At 62.4% G+C, this 16,898-nt stretch carries 17 protein-coding genes; 5 read left to right on the top strand and 12 right to left on the bottom strand.

The features are described 5' to 3' along the window. Window positions 1–178 precede the first annotated feature (178 nt). The 3 genes from RVM27_RS09870 to RVM27_RS09860 form a co-directional block, all read right to left on the bottom strand. The gene (locus RVM27_RS09870) at window positions 179–1,165 is read right to left on the bottom strand and encodes a TAXI family TRAP transporter solute-binding subunit (protein WP_498956453.1); all 987 of its coding nucleotides are present in this window, start codon (window positions 1,163–1,165) and stop codon (window positions 179–181) included. 67 nt (window positions 1,166–1,232) lie between these two features. Beyond that, window positions 1,233–1,634 (bottom strand): carboxymuconolactone decarboxylase family protein, encoded by a 402-nt coding sequence (locus RVM27_RS09865; protein ID WP_100731471.1) that lies wholly within the window; start codon window positions 1,632–1,634, stop codon window positions 1,233–1,235. Further along, on the bottom strand, window positions 1,634–3,586 hold the full coding sequence (locus RVM27_RS09860) for a TRAP transporter permease (protein WP_498956452.1): 1,953 nt from the start codon (window positions 3,584–3,586) through the stop codon (window positions 1,634–1,636). The genes RVM27_RS09865 and RVM27_RS09860 overlap by 1 nt, the downstream gene beginning before the upstream one ends. A gap of 460 nt (window positions 3,587–4,046) precedes the next feature. Here RVM27_RS09860 and RVM27_RS09855 point away from each other — a divergent pair, with 460 nt between their 5' ends. From RVM27_RS09855 to RVM27_RS09845, 3 genes are read left to right on the top strand one after another with little or no spacing between them, the layout of a single operon-like run. Next, on the top strand, window positions 4,047–5,243 hold the full coding sequence (locus RVM27_RS09855; protein ID WP_081193372.1) for a CaiB/BaiF CoA transferase family protein: 1,197 nt from the start codon (window positions 4,047–4,049) through the stop codon (window positions 5,241–5,243). 12 nt (window positions 5,244–5,255) lie between these two features. Next, on the top strand, window positions 5,256–6,164 hold the full coding sequence (locus RVM27_RS09850) for a hydroxymethylglutaryl-CoA lyase (protein ID WP_498956451.1): 909 nt from the start codon (window positions 5,256–5,258) through the stop codon (window positions 6,162–6,164). 60 nt (window positions 6,165–6,224) lie between these two features. Further along, on the top strand, window positions 6,225–8,189 hold the full coding sequence (locus tag RVM27_RS09845; protein ID WP_498956450.1) for an aconitate hydratase: 1,965 nt from the start codon (window positions 6,225–6,227) through the stop codon (window positions 8,187–8,189). On the opposite strand, the gene RVM27_RS09840 is transcribed toward RVM27_RS09845, so the two are convergent. The 8 genes from RVM27_RS09840 to RVM27_RS09805 form a co-directional block, all read right to left on the bottom strand. Then, window positions 8,186–9,946: a methyl-accepting chemotaxis protein gene (locus RVM27_RS09840; RefSeq protein ID WP_498939380.1), complete on the bottom strand. Its 1,761-nt coding sequence runs from the start codon at window positions 9,944–9,946 to the stop codon at window positions 8,186–8,188. The genes RVM27_RS09845 and RVM27_RS09840 overlap by 4 nt on opposite strands. A 272-nt stretch (window positions 9,947–10,218) precedes the next feature. Further along, complete coding sequence (ureG, locus tag RVM27_RS09835) at window positions 10,219–10,851, bottom strand: urease accessory protein UreG (protein ID WP_498956449.1); 633 nt, start codon at window positions 10,849–10,851, stop codon at window positions 10,219–10,221. 26 nt (window positions 10,852–10,877) lie between these two features. After that, window positions 10,878–11,597, bottom strand: coding sequence for an urease accessory protein UreF (locus RVM27_RS09830; protein WP_287804780.1), 720 nt, complete (start codon window positions 11,595–11,597; stop codon window positions 10,878–10,880). After that, window positions 11,587–12,120: an urease accessory protein UreE gene (gene ureE, locus RVM27_RS09825; protein ID WP_498956448.1), complete on the bottom strand. Its 534-nt coding sequence runs from the start codon at window positions 12,118–12,120 to the stop codon at window positions 11,587–11,589. Before ureE ends, RVM27_RS09830 begins: the two co-directional genes overlap by 11 nt. A 148-nt stretch (window positions 12,121–12,268) precedes the next feature. After that, window positions 12,269–13,984 carry an urease subunit alpha gene (gene ureC, locus RVM27_RS09820; RefSeq protein ID WP_498956447.1) on the bottom strand — a complete coding sequence of 572 codons (1,716 nt, stop codon included), beginning with the start codon at window positions 13,982–13,984 and terminating at the stop codon, window positions 12,269–12,271. A gap of 162 nt (window positions 13,985–14,146) precedes the next feature. Further along, complete coding sequence (locus RVM27_RS09815) at window positions 14,147–14,455, bottom strand: urease subunit beta (protein WP_498957764.1); 309 nt, start codon at window positions 14,453–14,455, stop codon at window positions 14,147–14,149. A gap of 38 nt (window positions 14,456–14,493) precedes the next feature. After that, window positions 14,494–14,796 (bottom strand): urease subunit gamma, encoded by a 303-nt coding sequence (gene ureA, locus RVM27_RS09810; RefSeq protein ID WP_016915359.1) that lies wholly within the window; start codon window positions 14,794–14,796, stop codon window positions 14,494–14,496. A 33-nt stretch (window positions 14,797–14,829) separates the two neighbouring features. Continuing rightward, window positions 14,830–15,714, bottom strand: coding sequence for an urease accessory protein UreD (locus RVM27_RS09805; protein ID WP_498956446.1), 885 nt, complete (start codon window positions 15,712–15,714; stop codon window positions 14,830–14,832). Between the two features lie 145 nt (window positions 15,715–15,859). Here RVM27_RS09805 and RVM27_RS09800 point away from each other — a divergent pair, with 145 nt between their 5' ends. Next, window positions 15,860–16,111 (top strand): PepSY domain-containing protein, encoded by a 252-nt coding sequence (locus RVM27_RS09800; RefSeq protein WP_230478401.1) that lies wholly within the window; start codon window positions 15,860–15,862, stop codon window positions 16,109–16,111. Beyond that, complete coding sequence (locus RVM27_RS09795; RefSeq protein ID WP_498956445.1) at window positions 16,086–16,307, top strand: PepSY domain-containing protein; 222 nt, start codon at window positions 16,086–16,088, stop codon at window positions 16,305–16,307. Before RVM27_RS09800 ends, RVM27_RS09795 begins: the two co-directional genes overlap by 26 nt. A gap of 17 nt (window positions 16,308–16,324) precedes the next feature. On the opposite strand, the gene RVM27_RS09790 is transcribed toward RVM27_RS09795, so the two are convergent. Then, window positions 16,325–16,870 carry a copper chaperone PCu(A)C gene (locus RVM27_RS09790; RefSeq protein ID WP_193461296.1) on the bottom strand — a complete coding sequence of 182 codons (546 nt, stop codon included), beginning with the start codon at window positions 16,868–16,870 and terminating at the stop codon, window positions 16,325–16,327. Between the last annotated feature and the right edge of the window lie 28 nt (window positions 16,871–16,898).

Below are 16,898 nucleotides of genomic sequence, written 5' to 3'. Positions count from 1 at the left end.
CACGTTCATACCTCACGCTCATACCTCAAGGCCAGCGCCCTGCCCTCCTGGGCGCTGAGGGCCTGCCCGCTCGTCAACAATAAACGCAATCAGCAAGCCGCCCTAGGACATTTTCGTGGCGGCATTCGAGGTCACGCTGCCGCAATACCATGACTCCACAGGCACGGGATTGTTGGATTTATTCCGCCTCCGGCGGCACGAGGTCGCTGGGCACCTCGATACCGATCTCGCGGTAGTAGCGCAGCGAACCGGCGTGCAGCGGCGTGGTGGTGTTCTCCACCGAGATCTCCGGCGTCATTCCACGGGCGGGGGCGAACGTCTCGCCCAGCCGCTCGATGTTCTCCCAGTAAGCGCGGGTGAATGCGTAGCCTGCCTCTTCAGAGAGTTCATGGGTGGCGGCGATGCCGATGTAGGTGCCGAGCGTGGTGGCGGCGGGCATGTCTCGGTAGGCGTTCTCAGGAATCTCGGTGGCGGCCAGGAAGGGCAACGTCTCGGTGACGGTGGACACCTGCTCCTCGCTCATCGAGAGCACCCGCAGCGGGCGCGCGGAGTGCACTTCGGTGAACGCCGGGATAGGCGGAATGCCGTTGTAGCTGAAGCCGACGATGCGCCCATCCACCACGGCATCGGCGGCATCCGACATGCTCATGCGCTGGAAGTCAGGCGAGATTCCCAGCGCATCGAACACCAGCTCGGTGATGTACTCGCCGCCCCCACCGATGCTGCTGGGGTTGAAGCGCGCGCCCTCCAGATCCTCGAAAGTCTCGATGCCACTGTCTTTGCGCACGGCCCAGTGCATGGTGGAAGGTGCGACCCACAGCACGACGCGCATCTGCTCGATGGCGTCGTTTTCGTAGCGGCCCTCACCGTTGTAGGCCTCGTAGGCGCCCGGGGCGTCTATCAGCCCCAGGTCAATCTCGCCACGGCTCAGGCGGATGGCGTTCTCCCTGGAGCCGCCGGTTTCGCGCACCGAGACTTCCAGCGGTGAATCGCCGCTCAGCCGCGAGAGTTCCGAAAAGCCGAAGTACCAGCCAGAAGCGGCCGGTGCCACGCCGATGCCAAGGGCCACGTTGGCCACGGCCTGGGTAGCCACACCCGAGGCGACACCGGCGGTCAGCACCGCCGTGGCCAGCGGGGCGAGCAGGCGTTTGGGGGATAGCGTCATGGCAGTTCTCCATACTCGGTTATTGTTGTCGTTCGCCCGGTGGCGGCCGGGTCGTCGGAACACGGCCTCAGCGGCCGTTCTGCTCCTCTTGCCAGGCGGCCAACACCTCGCGGGCGGTACGCAGCCCGTCGATGGCCGCCGGAAAGCCACAGTAGGGCACGCACTGCAGCAGCACCTCGCGAATCTCCTCCTCGGTGCAGCCGTTGTTCAGCGCGCCACGCAGGTGCACCTTGAGTTCATGGGGGCGGTTCAATGCCACCAGCATCCCGATGTTGATCAGGCTGCGGGTGGGCCGTGCAAGGCCCGGGCGGTTCCAGATGTCGTTCCAGCAGTTGCGGGTCACCAGCTCCTGCATGGGCCAGCTGAACTCATCCACCTGGGAAAGCGCGGCATCCACGTAGGCATCGCCCAGCACTTCGCGGCGGGTGGCCAGGCCGTTCGGGTCCAGGGCGTTCTGTCGATCACTCATCAGGCGGGCTCCTTGGGGGTGGGGGGCGTCAGAGCTACCTCTGAGCGCTGATTTTTAAGGTACTGCCAAACGAACAACCCTCCGATGACGGCAATACCCGCCACGTCGGTGATCAGTTGGCCGCTGATCAGCATCAACGCGGCCGCAAGCAGCAGGCCGCGTTCCAGCCAGGAACAGGGGCGCAGGAAGTAGCCGATGGTGGAGGCCGCCAGCGCCGTGATGCCGATCACCCCGGAGCCCACCGCCAGGGCAATCTCCAGCGCCGTGCCGTTGCCGAGCAGCGGCGGGTGATAGATGAACATGTAGGGAATCAGGAAGCCACCCAGCGAGATCTTGGTGGCCGTCAGCGCGGTGCGGAACCAGTGGGAACCTGCGATGGCGCCGCCGATATAGGCAGCCAGCGCCACCGGTGGCGTGACCCCGGAGAGAATCGCGAAATAGAGAATGAAGAGATGCGCCGAGAGGCTCGGCAGACCGGCTTCGATGAAGGCCCCTGCCACCACCGAGGCGGCCAGCATGTAAGCCGCCACGGTGGGCAGCCCCATACCGAGGATGATCGCTACCACCATGGCCAGCACCAGCGTCACCAGTACATCACCACCGCTGACCACCAGAATGACCGAGGAGACCTTCAGCCCCAGGCCGGTCAGGCTGATCACCGAAGCGATGATGGCCACGCTGCCGATGATGACCGCGATCATGGCAGCGGTCATGGCGCCCGCTTCCAGCGCTGCGGGCAGCGACTTGAGGCGCTCCACGAAGGTGCCCGGGCTGCGCCAGGAGAACAGGTAAAGCGCCATGGCGGTGAAGTAGGCGGCCACCGCCGCCGTGGTGGGGGTATAGCGCATCACCAACAGGGTGATCAGCACGATCAGAGGAATCAACAAGGTCTCGATGTTGAACAGACCCTCGCGCAGGCTGGGGCGCTGAGACTTGGGAATCGGCGACAGGCCCAGGCGCTTGGCCTCGAAGTGCACACTCATCCAGATAGCAAGATAAAAGAGCAGCGCGGGAATGAGGGCGGCGCTGATGATGGCGAGGTAGCTGGTCGAGATGACATCGGCCATGACGAAGGCGGCGGCCCCCATGATGGGCGGAAGTATCTGACCACCGGTAGAAGCAGATGCCTCGGTGGCCGCCGCAAAGCGCGGGCTGTAGCCGTTCTTCTTCATCATCGGGATGGTGAACACCCCGGTGGTGGCCACGTTGGCAGCGGTACTGCCGCTGATACTGCCGAACATGGCGCTGCACAGGGTAGCGGCCTTGGCGGGGCCGCCCGAGAGGCGACCGGTGGCGGCGTTGGCCAGGCGCATGAAGCTGTCGCCGCCGCCGGTGGTTACCAACAGGGCACCGAACATGATGAACACGACGATCACCGTGGACGAGGTGCGCATCAGGCTACCGTAGACGCCGGTAGGGCTCAGGTAGAAGGTCGCTACCAGGTCATCCCAGCGGAAGCCGCCATGCCCCCAAACGCCCGGCAGGTGCTGGCCGAAGGCGGCATAGGAGAGCGCGATGAGTACAAGGATGGGGAAAGCAAGGCCGATGGCTCGGCGGCAGGCTTCCAGCAGCAGCAGGATGGCGGAGACACCAAAAATGATATCCAGTTGGGTGGGCATCAAATAGCCCAGCTGATAGATGATTCGGTCAAAGTGGATCACGTAATAGATGCTGACCACCGCGCCGAGGCTGATCGGCACCAGGTCATACCAGGGAATGCGGTTGATATCGCGGCTACGGCAGCTGTAGGCCAGAAAAATCAGCGGCAGAGCGAACAGCAAGTGGATCGCGTTCTGAGTGTTCATGGGGCCGGTGAGGGCCGTATAGAGATGAAACAGCGCCATGGAGACCGCCGCCAGGCGCGTGACCATGAACCAGAAGCCGGACAGCTGACGCTTGCCCGAGTCCTCCGAATATTTCTCAACGACGTTGGGGTTTGCAGGGGTGTCCATTGGAATAGCTCCCGCACCGCAGCACGATAGGATGGCGGCGCGTCAGGATAAGGGCATCAGAGGCTTCTGCGGGCGATGGGCCCGCAGAAGTAAAGGGTTACTGCGCTTCAGGAGGGATGATTTCCTCGGGGATATCGAGCGCCAGGTCGTCCCGGTAATAGCGCAGAGCACCGGCATGCAGCGGTCAGGCGCCCTTCATCGGCAATCGCGACGAACAGTCTGAGCGTGACAAAATCGAATCGCAGCATGGCATCTACCCGGTCAGTGGTTGGAAACGTGGTCGAAAACATCGTTGGAAAAAGTACCGCGCGTCCACGTCAGGGTTCGCCAGTGACGAACGCCCGTTTCCTGATTGCCTAATTGTGATGCTCGGCAGGCTCGCAGATGCTTGATGGACAACAACAGTCGAGTCTGCATCCAGACTCGCTTGCTCGCTCAAGCGTTACCAGGAGTCTCTATTATGACGACGCGACAGCTTCCTCTCGATGGACTTAAAGTCGTAGAGCTTGGCCAGCTCATCGCCGGTCCGTTTGCCACCAAGCTGCTGGGGGAGTTCGGGGCGGACGTGATCAAGATCGAGCCTCCCGGCACCGGCGACCCCCTTCGCAAATGGCGTATTCTCGAAGAGGGCACCTCGCTGTGGTGGCACGTCCAGAGCCGTACCAAGCGTTCGGTGACGCTGGACCTGCGCAGTGAACAGGGCCAGGAGGTGGTGCGCCGCCTGGCCGCCGAAGCCGATGTGATCGTCGAGAATTTTCGCCCCGGCACGCTGGAAAGCTGGGGGCTGGGCTACGACACGCTGGCCGCCCGGAACCCGGGGTTGATCATGGTGCGGGTTTCCGGCTTTGGCCAGACCGGCCCCTACCGCAACAAGCCAGGCTTTGGGGTGATTGGCGAAGCCATGGGCGGGCTGCGCTACTTGACCGGCCACCCCGGCGAGCCTTCGGTGCGGGTGGGGGTCAGCATCGGCGACTCGCTCTCGGCGCTCTACGCGGTGATCGGCACCCTGCTGGCCCTGCAGGAGCGCCAGCGCAGCGGCCTGGGGCAAGAGATCGATGTGGCCCTGTACGAATCCGTGTTTGCCATGATGGAGAGCCTGCTGCCGGAGTTCGATGCCACCGGCCAGGTGCGGGAGCCCAGCGGCAGCGCGCTGCCCGGCATTACGCCCTCCAACGCCTACCGCACCTGCGAAGGCGAATACGTGCTGATCGCCGGTAATGGCGACAGCATCTTCAAGCGCTTGATGGGTGTGATTGGCCGTGAGGATCTCGCCAACCACCCCGCCATGGCCCACAACGATGGCCGCAGCCAGCACGCCAGCGAAATCGATGCGGCCATCGAAGCCTGGACCCAGACCCGCCGCCGCGACGATATTCTCAGCGCCCTGGACGACGCCCGCGTACCGGCAGGCTTCCCCTACACCGCCGCCGATATCGCCAGCGACCCCCACTACCTTGCCCGGGAGATGATCCAGAGCGTCACCCGCGCCGATGGCCGCGCTCTCAAGGTGCCGGGCGTGCTGCCCAAGCTGAGCGCCACCCCCGGCAGGCTGGGGCAAGGCGGGCCGACGCTGGGCGCCCACACCGATGACGTACTGGAAGAGCTGGGCATCGATGCCGCCACCCGCGACAAGCTGCGCCAAGCGGGCATCATCTAACCGGAGACCCCCATGACTACCCTGCAAATCAACGAAGTGGCCCCCCGCGATGGTTTTCAGAGCGAAGAGCGCTTTATCCCCACCGAGCAGAAAGTCGCGCTGATTGATGCGTTAACGACCACCGGCATTGCCCGTATCGAAGCGACCTCGTTTGTCTCTCCCAAAGCCATTCCCAACCTGCGCGACGCCGCCGATGTGGTGAGTGCTATTCAGCGCCGCGAAGGTGTGGACGTCACGGTGCTGGTACCCAATCTAAAAGGTGCCGAGCGGGCGCTGGCCTGCGGCGTGGATGAAATCAACCTGGTGATGTCGGCCAGTGACGCCCATGGCCGCGCCAACCTGCGCATGACGCCAGAGGCGTCACTCGAACAGTTCGCCTCGATCATTCAGCTGGCACAGGGTAGCGGCGTGTTCATCAATGCCTCGCTCTCCACCACCTTTGGCTGCCCCTTCGAAGGCAAGGTGCCCGACGCCCGCGTGCTCAGCCTGATCGAACAGCAGCTGGCGCTAGGCGTGGAAGGCATCACGCTGTGCGATACCACCGGCGTGGCCAACCCCGCCCAGGTCGGCGCGCTATGCCGCCAGGTGCTGGAGCGTTTTCCCGGCGTGCCGTTCACGCTGCATTTCCACAACACCCGGGGCATGGGGCTGGCCAACGCTCTGGCGGCTTGGCAAGCGGGCATCTTGCGGTTCGATGCCTCGCTGGGTGGTCTGGGCGGCTGCCCGTTTGCCCCCGGCGCCACGGGCAATGTCTGCACCGAAGACCTGGTGCACATGTTCGAGCAGATGGGCGTCGCCACCGGCGTCAACCTGACTGCGCTACTGGACATTTCCGCCACCTTGCCAGCGCTGATCGGCCACGACACGCCCGGTCAGGTGGTGAAAGCCGGCAGCGCAGATCGTCGTTACGCCCTGCCTTGAATACGTTTTTCCCCTACCTCCTCTGAGCTTTCGATAACAACGACAATCGGATAACTGACCATGACCTCAACCTCCCCTGCTCAACCGTTAAACCTTGCCCAGCAACTGCTCCAACGCCATCTCGTCAGCGGCGAGCTGACTCCGGGCAGTGAAATCGCCCTTCGCATCGACCAAGCCCTGCTGCAGGACGTGTTAGGGACGCTGGTGATGTTAGAGCTAGAAGCCATGGGGCTCGACCGTGTACACACCGAGCCCAGCGTGCAGTACATCGACCACGGCCTCGTCCAGGCCGATAACCTAAATGCCGAAACCTACCTGTTTTTAAAGAGCGCCTGCGAGCGCTTTGGGGTGTGGTACTCCGGCCCCGGCAACGGCATCAGCCATCCGGTGCACATGGAAAACTTCGGTGTGCCCGGCGAGTCCATCGTCGGTTGCGACAGCCACACCACGGCGGCGGGTGCCCTCGGCATGCTGGCGATTGGTGCGGGCGGCATCGAAGTGGCCATGGCCATGGCAGGCGAGCCGCTGTACATCACCATGCCGAAGATTTGGGGCATCAAGCTGGAAGGCCAGCTGCCCGACTGGGTCTCGGCGAAGGACATCGTACTGGAGCTGCTGCGCCGCCACGGCGTGGCGGGCGGCAAGAACACCATCATCGAGTATTACGGGCCAGGGCTTGCTCACCTTTCCGCCATGGACCGCCATGTGCTGGCCAACATGGGCACCGAAATGGGGGCAACGGCCACGGTGTTCCCCAGCGATGACGAGACTCGGCGCTTTCTAGCCTCCCGAGGGCGAGAAAACGATTGGGTCGCGCTGTCCGCCGAGCCCGGCTGCCACTACGACCTGCACGAGACGCTCGACCTCAGCCAGCTGGAACCCATGATTGCGCTGCCCTCCAGCCCGGATAACGTCGTCACCGTGCGCGAGGCGGCGGGCCAGCCGCTGCATCAGGCGTACATCGGCTCGTCGGGCAACCCCGGCTTTCGCGATTTTGCCATGGTCGCCGAGATCGTGCGCGGCAAGCAGGTGGCCGACGGCGTTTCGCTGGATATCAACCCCTCTTCCCGCCAGGTGCTGACCTCGCTCATCGAGCAAGGCTACCTGGCCGACCTGGTCGCCAGCGGCGCACGGCTGCACCAGGCGGGCTGTAATGGCTGTATCGGGATGGGACAAGCGCCCGCCGTGGGGCTCAACAGCCTGCGTACCGTGCCGCGCAATTTTCCCGGGCGCTCCGGTACGCGGGAAGACAGCGTGTTTTTGTGCAGCCCGGAAACCGCCGCCGCCTCAGCGGTGGCCGGGGTGATCACCGACCCACGAACCCTCGATATGCCCTACCCCCGCCCCCAGGAGCCCACCAAAATCGAAGTCAACCGCGCGCTGTTTAATGCGCCGCTGCCTCCCCATGACGCAAAGCTGAAAGCGCTACAGAAGACCGACAACACACCGGCCCTGCCAGAGCTCGCTCCATTGCCGGACCGCCTGGAAGTGCCGGTACTTCTGGTCACGGGCGACAATATCTCCACCGATGACATCATGCCTGCCGGGCAGCGAGTGCTCCCCTACTGGAGCAGCGTGTATGCCTCGGCCCCCTTCACCTTCGAGGCGGTCGACCCGCACTACGCCGAGCGCGCAGAAAGCACTCGCACCCAGGGTGGGCACGCGATCATCGGAGGAACGAATTACGGCCAGGGCTCCAGCCGCGAGAATGCCGCACTGGTGCCGCGCTATTTGGGGCTACAGGTGGTGGTCGCGAAGAGTTTTGCGCGGATTCACTGGCAAAACCTGATCTGCTTTGGTGCCCTGCCTCTCACCTTTACCCGCGAGGAAGACAGCGCCCGGCTAACCCAGGGCGACTGCCTGGTGATCGAGGGGCTCTACGCGCAGCTGGAACGCGGGGACACGCTGACCGCGCATATCCCCGGCAAGGGCGAGCTGACGCTGCATCATGGGCTCAGCCCCCGCCAGCGGGAGCTGATAGCGCAAGGTGGCGTGATCAACCACCTGCGCCAGCGTCACGCCTAGAACTCTTCCCAGTCGTCTGCGCCCTGTGCGGCAGACGACGGCTTGGCGGCCAAGGCTGGGCGCTTGAGTTGCTGGGCCGCCCCCGTGCCGTTGGCGGGCAACGCTTGGCGCACCCCGCTGCGTGACGGCGCCGAGGCGCTGTCTTCTCCCAGCACGAATGAGTTGATCAGCTCGTTCAAATGCTCGGCGTGACGGCGCATATCCGCCGCGGCGGTGGTGGCCTCTTCCACCATGGACGCGTTCTGCTGCGTCATGGTGTCCATTTCGGCCACGGCGGTGTTGATCTGGCCAATCCCGCTGCTCTGCTCTTTTGCACCCGCGCTGATTTCCCCGATCACGTCGGTCACCTTGGACACGCTCTCGACGATCTCACGCATGGTGTCGCCGGCGCTGCGTACCAGCTCGGCACCCGAGTGGGTATGCTGCACGGACGTATCGATCAGCGCGCGGATCTCTTTAGAGGCATTACTAGAACGGCTGGCCAGGGTGCGTACTTCTTGAGCAACCACCGCAAAGCCACGGCCATGCTCACCCGCACGGGCAGCTTCCACCGAGGCGTTTAGCGCCAGAATGTTGGTCTGGAAGGCAATCGCATCAATCATGGTGATGATTTCACTGATGCGCGTAGCCGAGTCGTTGATATCGCGCATCGTGTTTTCTACCTGCCCCATGGCCCGCTCACCCTGCTGGGCGACTTCCGCCGTCGACTGCACCAGCTTGTTGGCCTGCTGCGCATTGTCGGCGCTATGGTTCACGGTGGAGGTGATTTCTTCCATGGAGGCAGACGTCTGCTGCAGGTTGGCAGCGGCCTGTTCTGTGCGGGTAGCCAGCTCTTCGGAGCTGCGCGCAATCTCTCCTGCTGAGTGGTAGACGCTCACGGTGCTGCGACGCACGTCGCGCAGCGTTTCCTGCATGCGCGCTACGAATGCATTGAACTGCACCGCCAGATTGCCGATTTCATCGCGGCTTTCGACTTCCAGGCGACGCGTCAGGTCGCCGCGCCCCAGGGCAATATCATGCATGGCGCTGGCCGTGCGTTTGATGGGCCCCACCAGACGACGCACGAGTCCAAACGCCAACAGGGCAACCCCGGAAAACAGCCCAGCACCCAGCAGTGAGGCAAACAGAATCGAGTCGCGCAGATTGGCATTGGCAGCCGCTTCCAGCTCGGCCACCGACACATCGACATCCACCACATAAACGCCTGCCCCGATTATCCAGCCCCATTTTTCGAGGCGGTCGATATAGGAGTGCTTGGTTTCCACATCGCTGGTGCCCGGGTATTCCCAAGGATACTCGTAGAAGCCGCCGCCAGACTGAGCGATACGAATCATGTCGCGAATCCTGTAGTCACCCGAAGGTGTCTGGAGGTCGATCAGATTGGTGCCCTGGCGGTCCGGAGAGATATTGGTGCCATCGTACTCATAGACGAACACATAGTTGTTGCCTTCAAACCGCATGGCCCGAAGCATCTCGGCCGCCTGTGCCTTGGCCTCGGCATCGTTGGCATCAGCAGCATCATAAATCGGCGCAATGGCAGTGGTGGCCATCTGGACGATGTCGCGTACGGCGTTGCGCCGCTCGGTAATCAGCAGCTCGCGCTGCTCTGCCAAGGAAGTGCGGGTATCTTGAATACGGCTGTAAGCATCGAAGCTGACCAGCGCGATGGTCAGCAACAGCAGGGGGAGCAGTACGAGTGTCAGGACTTTGGTTTGCAAGCCAAAGGAGCGAGACGGAGGAGCAGCGTGGGTTGGCATGAAGGCATCCTTGAGACAGAGAAAGGTTGGATCTTTTTATCTAATCAATATCGACCTGGAATGTGCCATCTTTAGCCACTTTCGGCGCTTTTTTACTTTGCGGACAAATAATTAACGGCCGATTGGGGACTTCATAACCTAGGTTAAGGTTATCAGGGACTTATCAGTCCACTGTGTCCAAGTGGTGGCCAGGGACGGCCCGTTTTGGCACGACGCTGACCACACTCTTCCGCTGCCCTGACCGCTTACCGCCTGGTCAGGGCAGCTTTTTATCAGGCGCTTGCTGCCGCTGGGCGCCGCTCTTCCAGCATGCCTTTGTCGAGTATGAAGCGGATGATCTCTTCAAGCCCGACGCCATCGTAGAGGTTGGTGAACACGAACGGGCGCTCGCCGCGCATCTTTTTCGAGTCGCGCTCCATCACTTCCAACGAGGCGTGGACCTGCTCGGCAATATCGATTTTGTTGATAATCAGCAGGTCGGATTTGGTGATGCCGGGACCGCCTTTACGGGGAATTTTGTCGCCTGCCGACACGTCGATCACGTAGAGCGTCAGATCAGAAAGCTCGGGGCTGAAGGTGGCGGAGAGGTTGTCGCCACCGGACTCTACCAGCACCAGCTCCAGGCTGGGGTGGCGGGCGTGCAGCTCGTCAATGGCTGCCAGGTTCATCGAGGCATCTTCCCGAATCGCCGTGTGCGGGCAGCCGCCGGTTTCTACGCCGAGAATACGGTCGGCGGGCAGCGCATCGTGCTTGAGCAGGAAATCGGCGTCTTCGCGGGTATAGATATCGTTGGTGACAACAGCAATGTCATAGTGGTCTCGCAGCGCGGTGCAGAGCTGCTTGAGCAGGGCGGTTTTACCTGAACCGACCGGGCCACCCACGCCAACGCGTAAACAGTGAGTCATGGTTTTCTCCTAAATAACAACGCTCGTTAGCTTCTAAACAAACGGGAATATTGGGTTTCGTGTAGGGCGCTGGCCAGCGCCAAGCCGGGCAGCGCAGGGCCAAGCTCGTCATCGTCTAGCCGCTGGGCCTTCTCGACGGCATTCACCAGTTCGCCACGTAACTGCTCGATAATGCGCTGAGCAGCGGTGTGCCCCAGCGGCAGCGCTTTACAGGCCACCGCGAGTTGATTTTCCAGCCACGCCCAGCCAAAGCCGAGCTGCGCTTGACGCACAGGGATGCCGCGCTGGTAGGCCGCCCAGGCAAATAGGGTCACATAGCCTGCCTGGACCGGTAGCAAGGGCGTAAGTGAGTCTTCACTAGGCAGCCCTTCATTTTTGGGTAATAGGTCGAGGCTGCCCAGCAGCCGCTTCAGCGAGGCGCCCAGGCGGCTGTCTTCAGCAGCCAGTTCAGCGGTTTCACGGGTGGCGGCCAGCCAGTGGTCCCACTCGGCAACCGTGCCGCCTTGCTGGGCGGAAAAGGCACCGTATAGCCGATCGATCACCGGCAGTTCACAGCGGGTCAGGCCATCTTCCAGTACCCCGGACAGCCACTCGCTCAGGCTCTCTTCATCGCAGACCCAGCCCAGCTCGAAGGCGCTTTCCAGCCCTTGGGAAAAGGCGAAGGCGCCGATGGGCAGCGCTGGGCTCACCAGTTGCAGCAAGCCCAGCAGCGCCAGGTCTGGCGAGGTGTCTGGCTTAGTGGGCATGGCTGTGTCCATGTCCATGTCCATGGTCGTGGTCGTGGTCGTGGGAATGAGCGTGGTGATGACTGTGCGAATGCCCACCCCCCACCTGGTTATAGGCGCCCGGTTCGGGGTCGAAGGTGGCGTTGTGATGCTCGAGCGTCGCGCCCAGCAGCTCGGCCAGCTCCTCGAGAACGTGGTCGGGAGGGAAGCGTACCCAGCCACCTTTAGCATCTTCACCCAGCGCGAGCTGCACATGGCGGTTGCCGAGGTGGTAGGCAAGCCGTGCCAGGGGTAAGCCAGTACTCACTCGCGCGGTCACCACGGGCTCGATAGCGGCACAAACGCGCACGATCTCGCCATTTTCGGCTTTCAGGCCTTCACCATCGCGCAATACCGGGCCGCGATCCAGAAACAGGCCCAGCGGCTGGCCGCTGTCGCTTTCGGCTTTCAAGCGGCCGCGAATGCGTAGCTCGAAGGGCAGTGTCAGTGTGTCGCTGGCAGCGCTTGCGTCTATCGGCCCTAAGCGCTCAATTAATTTCAGCATGCTCTCATCCTTTCTCGATCCATGAAGGCTGAGCCGGGGGTAGGCCGTAGAGAGGGTCTTTTGCCATGGATGGCAAAAGTAGCGTACAGGGAGGTATTTACAGCGCCCTCTCGTAGGCCTACCCCCGGCGCCCCGGGCAACAACTCAATCAAAACAAGTGATACCGCTGCGCCAGCGGAAGTTCAGTTGCGGGTTCGCAGGTGAGCAGTTCGCCGTCGCAGCGCACTTCGTAGGTTTGCGGGTCGACGGTGAGCTCTGGGCAGGCGTCGTTGAGCTTCATGTCCTTTTTGCGCACGCCGCGCACGTTCTTGCAGGCCGACAGCGTACTTTGCAGGCCCAGCCGCTCCTTGATGCCCGCATCGATGGCGGCCTGGCTGACGAAGTTGAGTCTTACCTGGCTGGCGGCGCGGCCAAAGGTGCCGAACATGGGGCGGTAGTGCACCGGCTGCGGCGTGGGAATCGAGGCGTTGGGATCGCCCATGGGCGCTCCGGCAATCATGCCGCCTTTTAGGATCAGCGCGGGTTTGACGCCGAAGAAAGCAGGCTTCCACAGTACCAAATCCGCCAGCTTACCGACTTCAATCGAGCCAACTTCGTGGGCAATGCCGTGGGTAATGGCGGGGTTGATGGTGTATTTGGCGATATAACGCTTGGCGCGCAGGTTGTCGGCCCCCAGCGCTTCATCTTCCGGCAGCAGGCCGCGCTGCACTTTCATTTTGTGGGCGGTTTGCCAGGTGCGGCAGACCACTTCACCCACTCGGCCCATGGCCTGGGAGTCGGAGGCAATCATCGAGATCACGCCCAGGTCGTGCAAAATATCCTCGGCGGCGATGGTTTCGCGGCGAATGCGTGAATCGGCAAACGCCACATCTTCAGGAATATTGGGGTCCAGGTGGTGGCAGACCATGAGCATGTCGAGATGCTCGTCGATGGTGTTCACCGTGTAGGGCCGCGTGGGGTTGGTGGAGGACGGCAGCACGTACTCCTTGGAGCAGGCAGTGAGAATGTCCGGAGCGTGGCCGCCGCCTGCACCTTCGGTGTGGTAGGTGTGGATGCCGCGCTCTTTGAAGGCCGCCAGGGTGTCTTCCACGAAGCCGGATTCGTTGAGCGTATCGGTGTGGATGGCGATCTGCACATCGTACTTTTCCGCCACGCTCAGGCAGGTGTCGATGGAGGCGGGGGTGGTGCCCCAGTCCTCATGCAGCTTGAGGCCCATGGCACCGGCTTCCAGCTGCGCCTCGAGCCCTTCCGGCAGGCTGGCGTTGCCTTTGCCCAGCAGGCCAATGTTCATGGGCAGGTCGTCCACGGCCTGGAGCATCTTGCCAATGTGCCACTCGCCGGGGGTGCAGGTGGTGGCGTTGGAGCCCGTGGCGGGGCCAGTGCCACCACCCAGCATGGTGGTAACGCCGCTCATCAGCGCTTCTTCCACCTGCTGGGGGCAGATGAAGTGGATATGGGCGTCGATGCCACCAGCGGTAAGGATCTTGCCTTCTCCGGCAATCACTTCGGTGCCAGGGCCAATGACGATCTCGACACCGGGCTGGGTGTCGGGGTTGCCTGCCTTGCCAATGGCGGCGATGCGGCCATTTTGCAGCCCCACATCGGCTTTGACGATGCCCCACCAGTCGAGAATCAGCGCGTTGGTGATCACGGTGTCCATCACCGAGGCATCCTGGCGCTGGCTTTGGCCCATGCCATCGCGGATCACCTTGCCGCCGCCGAACTTCACTTCTTCACCGTAGTGGGTGGCGTCTTTTTCGACTTGAATCCATAGCTCTGTGTCGCCCAGGCGCACGCGGTCGCCTACCGTGGGGCCGTACATATCGGCGTAGGCGCGCCGACTGATCTTGTTTACCGATTTCATGTGTTGCCTCTGCCTCAAGCGTTGAGTCCAGTGCTGGGCGACCATCGTCTGTGTGACACGCTGTGGATACATCCCTGTACGCTTGACTGCGCCATCCATGGCGCAGACAGTCACCCAGCCGATGCCCGCCCTACCGTCGGTTGTTCTTTATTAAGCCGTTGGCTAATCCAGCGACCCCATCACATCGCCACGGAAGCCGTAGATTTCCCGCTTGCCGACGAACGGAATCAGCGTGACTTCGCGGGTTTGGCCGGGTTCGAAGCGGATGGCGGTGCCGGCGGCGACGTCCAGCCGGTAGCCACGGGTTTTATCGCGGTCAAACACCAGCGCGGGGTTGGCTTCAGCAAAGTGGTAGTGGGAGCCAAGCTGAATGGGCCGGTCGCCGGTGTTGGCCACCTCCACGCTGATACGCTCGCGACCCGCGCACAGCTCGATATCACCCTCTTGTAACTGATACTGTCCTGGAATCATTGGGCCGGACATCATGGCGCTCTCCTAGCAGGGGACGGTTAGTTAATCGGCGTGTGGACGGTGACCAGCTTGGTGCCGTCGGGGAAGGTGGCTTCCACCTGTACTTCATCGACCATCTCCGCCACGCCTTCCATCACGTCGTCTCGGGTGAGGATTTCGCGGCCGTAGCTCATTAAATCCGCCACGCTGCGGCCATCTCGCGCGCCTTCCATAATCTCAAAGCTGATCAGCGCTACCGCTTCGGGGTAGTTCAGTTTTAAACCACGCGCTTTGCGGCGCTCGGCAAGCTGGGCGGCGGTAAACAGCATCAGCTTGTCTTTGTCTCGTGGGGTCAGTTCCATGGAGTGTCTCCAGCGTTATCAGCGTGTTGCCAATCAGGTTAGCCAAATGCGCGGCGTATGCGCTTCGCGTTCGATCCAGCGCGGGCGTAATAGCTGCCAGGCGTGTTCACACAGGGCCCAGGCTTCGTTTCGGGATGCACCTAAATAGCGCATCAGCAGTACGCCATGGCGTTCCGTCACTGCCCAGCGGAGGTTATCCGGCAGCGCCTCGCGCAGTGCTTCGATGGCCGCCGGGGCATCATCGAGCCCCACGGCCCACAACGTGGCCTGCACCGTCGCGCCGCCCTGCCCCCAGCGGCCCACGAAGCGCGGGTGCGCGGGGTCCAGCGGCTGGCGTTCAAGCCACAGCGGCTTGCCATCCAGGGTTAAGCGAAAGTGCTGTTCAATACGCCCAGAGACATAGGGCAGATCGCTGGCCGGGCGTCCGAGCGCCATCACTTCCCAGCCTAGGCAGCGGGCATTACCCTGCAGCGCAATATGGGTGCGTTGAGTGCCCTTTGAGCCGTTAAACGCGATGGTTTCCTGGGGCAGCCACTCTAAGGTGCCGCCCTCTTCTACCGTCAGCTCGGTGTGCTGTGTCCAGGCCACGCCTTGGCTGTCGGCTTTGTAGAGCTTATTGGCAGCGGGGGTGGTGAGCAGCGCATGGGCTTCGCGCTCGATATGACCACGGATGGTCAGCGCATCACCGCTCACCAGTCCGCCGGGCGGGTGCAATACGTAAACGTGGCACGCTTCCTGGCTGCCTTCTGGGTAGAAGGGGCGCTGTACCCGTAACGGACCTTGGTGGCGCGCTTGCACTAATCGGGTCACGCCATCGCGGTTGGCAAAACGCAGGGCCAGCGAGGCGGCCCAGCGGCGCTCGGCGTCAAAGCGGTGGCCGGAACCAGCAGCGGGTGGGGCAAGTTCGCTCAACATCATGGGGCGCTGTCGCTTCCTTGTGGATAAATCATTGCCTTATAAATGCAAAGAATGCGCCAAAATGGTGAAAAGCGCTTTTTTACCGTCATAAAGACCTTTTTTTGAGCCTCAACCCTCTTGCTCAGCCCTGCAGTGCACCAAATATGTGCATATAGCCATCACATTGCACCTAACCGGCGAACGGCTGGCGGTGTACGTCAATCCCTATACGGCTGAGGTGCTTGGTTATCTGGATGGCCGGGGAACGGTGATGAGGACCGTTCGCTACCTGCATAGCTTCAAGTTTTTCGGGCAAACCCCGCGCAAGCTGATTGAGATTGCCGCGGGCTGGTCGATTTTGTTAGTGCCACCGGCATTTATCTCTGGTGGCCGTGAAACGGCAGGGGCGGCGTGGTGAGCCGCTGCTCGATATGAGCTACGCCGACTATGGCCCGCTAGGCCGCTGGCTGGAATTTGGGATTAACGTTCACTTGGGGCAGGAGTTTGGGCTTATCAATCAGCTCTTCCTGCTGGCGGTATGCATCGCCATCATCGTGATGTGCGTGGCCGCAGGCGTGATGTGGTGGAAGCGTCGCCCCGCTCGCCAAGGCTAACAGGGCGGTAGGCCGACTTAGTGCGTCGCGTGCCCATGATCATGGGCACCTTTAGGGTGACTACCTTCATGGTGGCTCCCTTCCGGAGAGGCACCCACTGGTAGCACCTGAAGCTCGATCTTCATCGGCTCGGCGTGCTGGAACTCCAGCGTCACAGGGACGGGCGCACCCTCCACGATGGGTGAGCCCAGTTCCATCAACATCAAGTGTAAACCGCCCGGCGCTAGCGTCACGCTCTCGCCCGCCGGTAGCTCGATGCCACCGGGCAGGGGTACCATGCGCATTACATCGCCGTCCATCTCCATAATATGGATCTCGACACGCTCGGTGATCGGGCTGGTCGCCCCCAGCAGCATGTCATCGCCATCGCCGTGATTGGTGAGAGTGACAAAGCCACCGCCCGCCCCGGCCCCCGGCGGCGTTGCACGGGTCCAGGGTTGCGCCACTTCAATAGAGGAGTGGCCCTCCATGGCATCCGAATGGTCGCTGCCATGATGAGCCGCCATCAGCGGCGTGCTCATGAACAGCAGTGCGGTTAACAGCATAAAACGGCGCATCAACATAGTGTTCTCCGTGGGTAACATCGCCAAA

It is taken from the genome of Halomonas sp. KM007 (assembly GCF_050709225.1).
In the GTDB taxonomy this organism is placed as follows: domain Bacteria; phylum Pseudomonadota; class Gammaproteobacteria; order Pseudomonadales; family Halomonadaceae; genus Vreelandella; species Vreelandella hamiltonii.
The sequence above is the reverse complement of the archived record's forward strand: the minus strand, read 5'-3'. Positions and strand labels throughout refer to the sequence as shown.

What these genes read in the sequence shown, in the direction of transcription:
- RVM27_RS09870 (WP_498956453.1), bottom strand. Translation starts at nt 1,165, where the DNA reads ATGACGCTATCCCCCAAACGCCTGCTCGCCCCGCTGGCCACGGCGGTG.
- RVM27_RS09865 (WP_100731471.1), bottom strand. Translation starts at nt 1,634, where the DNA reads ATGAGTGATCGACAGAACGCCCTGGACCCGAACGGCCTGGCCACCCGC.
- RVM27_RS09860 (WP_498956452.1), bottom strand. Translation starts at nt 3,586, where the DNA reads ATGGACACCCCTGCAAACCCCAACGTCGTTGAGAAATATTCGGAGGAC.
- RVM27_RS09855 (WP_081193372.1), top strand. Translation starts at nt 4,047, where the DNA reads ATGACGACGCGACAGCTTCCTCTCGATGGACTTAAAGTCGTAGAGCTT.
- RVM27_RS09850 (WP_498956451.1), top strand. Translation starts at nt 5,256, where the DNA reads ATGACTACCCTGCAAATCAACGAAGTGGCCCCCCGCGATGGTTTTCAG.
- RVM27_RS09845 (WP_498956450.1), top strand. Translation starts at nt 6,225, where the DNA reads ATGACCTCAACCTCCCCTGCTCAACCGTTAAACCTTGCCCAGCAACTG.
- RVM27_RS09840 (WP_498939380.1), bottom strand. Translation starts at nt 9,946, where the DNA reads ATGCCAACCCACGCTGCTCCTCCGTCTCGCTCCTTTGGCTTGCAAACC.
- ureG (WP_498956449.1), bottom strand. Translation starts at nt 10,851, where the DNA reads ATGACTCACTGTTTACGCGTTGGCGTGGGTGGCCCGGTCGGTTCAGGT.
- RVM27_RS09830 (WP_287804780.1), bottom strand. Translation starts at nt 11,597, where the DNA reads ATGCCCACTAAGCCAGACACCTCGCCAGACCTGGCGCTGCTGGGCTTG.
- ureE (WP_498956448.1), bottom strand. Translation starts at nt 12,120, where the DNA reads ATGCTGAAATTAATTGAGCGCTTAGGGCCGATAGACGCAAGCGCTGCC.
- ureC (WP_498956447.1), bottom strand. Translation starts at nt 13,984, where the DNA reads ATGAAATCGGTAAACAAGATCAGTCGGCGCGCCTACGCCGATATGTAC.
- RVM27_RS09815 (WP_498957764.1), bottom strand. Translation starts at nt 14,455, where the DNA reads ATGATTCCAGGACAGTATCAGTTACAAGAGGGTGATATCGAGCTGTGC.
- ureA (WP_016915359.1), bottom strand. Translation starts at nt 14,796, where the DNA reads ATGGAACTGACCCCACGAGACAAAGACAAGCTGATGCTGTTTACCGCC.
- RVM27_RS09805 (WP_498956446.1), bottom strand. Translation starts at nt 15,714, where the DNA reads ATGATGTTGAGCGAACTTGCCCCACCCGCTGCTGGTTCCGGCCACCGC.
- RVM27_RS09790 (WP_193461296.1), bottom strand. Translation starts at nt 16,870, where the DNA reads ATGTTGATGCGCCGTTTTATGCTGTTAACCGCACTGCTGTTCATGAGC.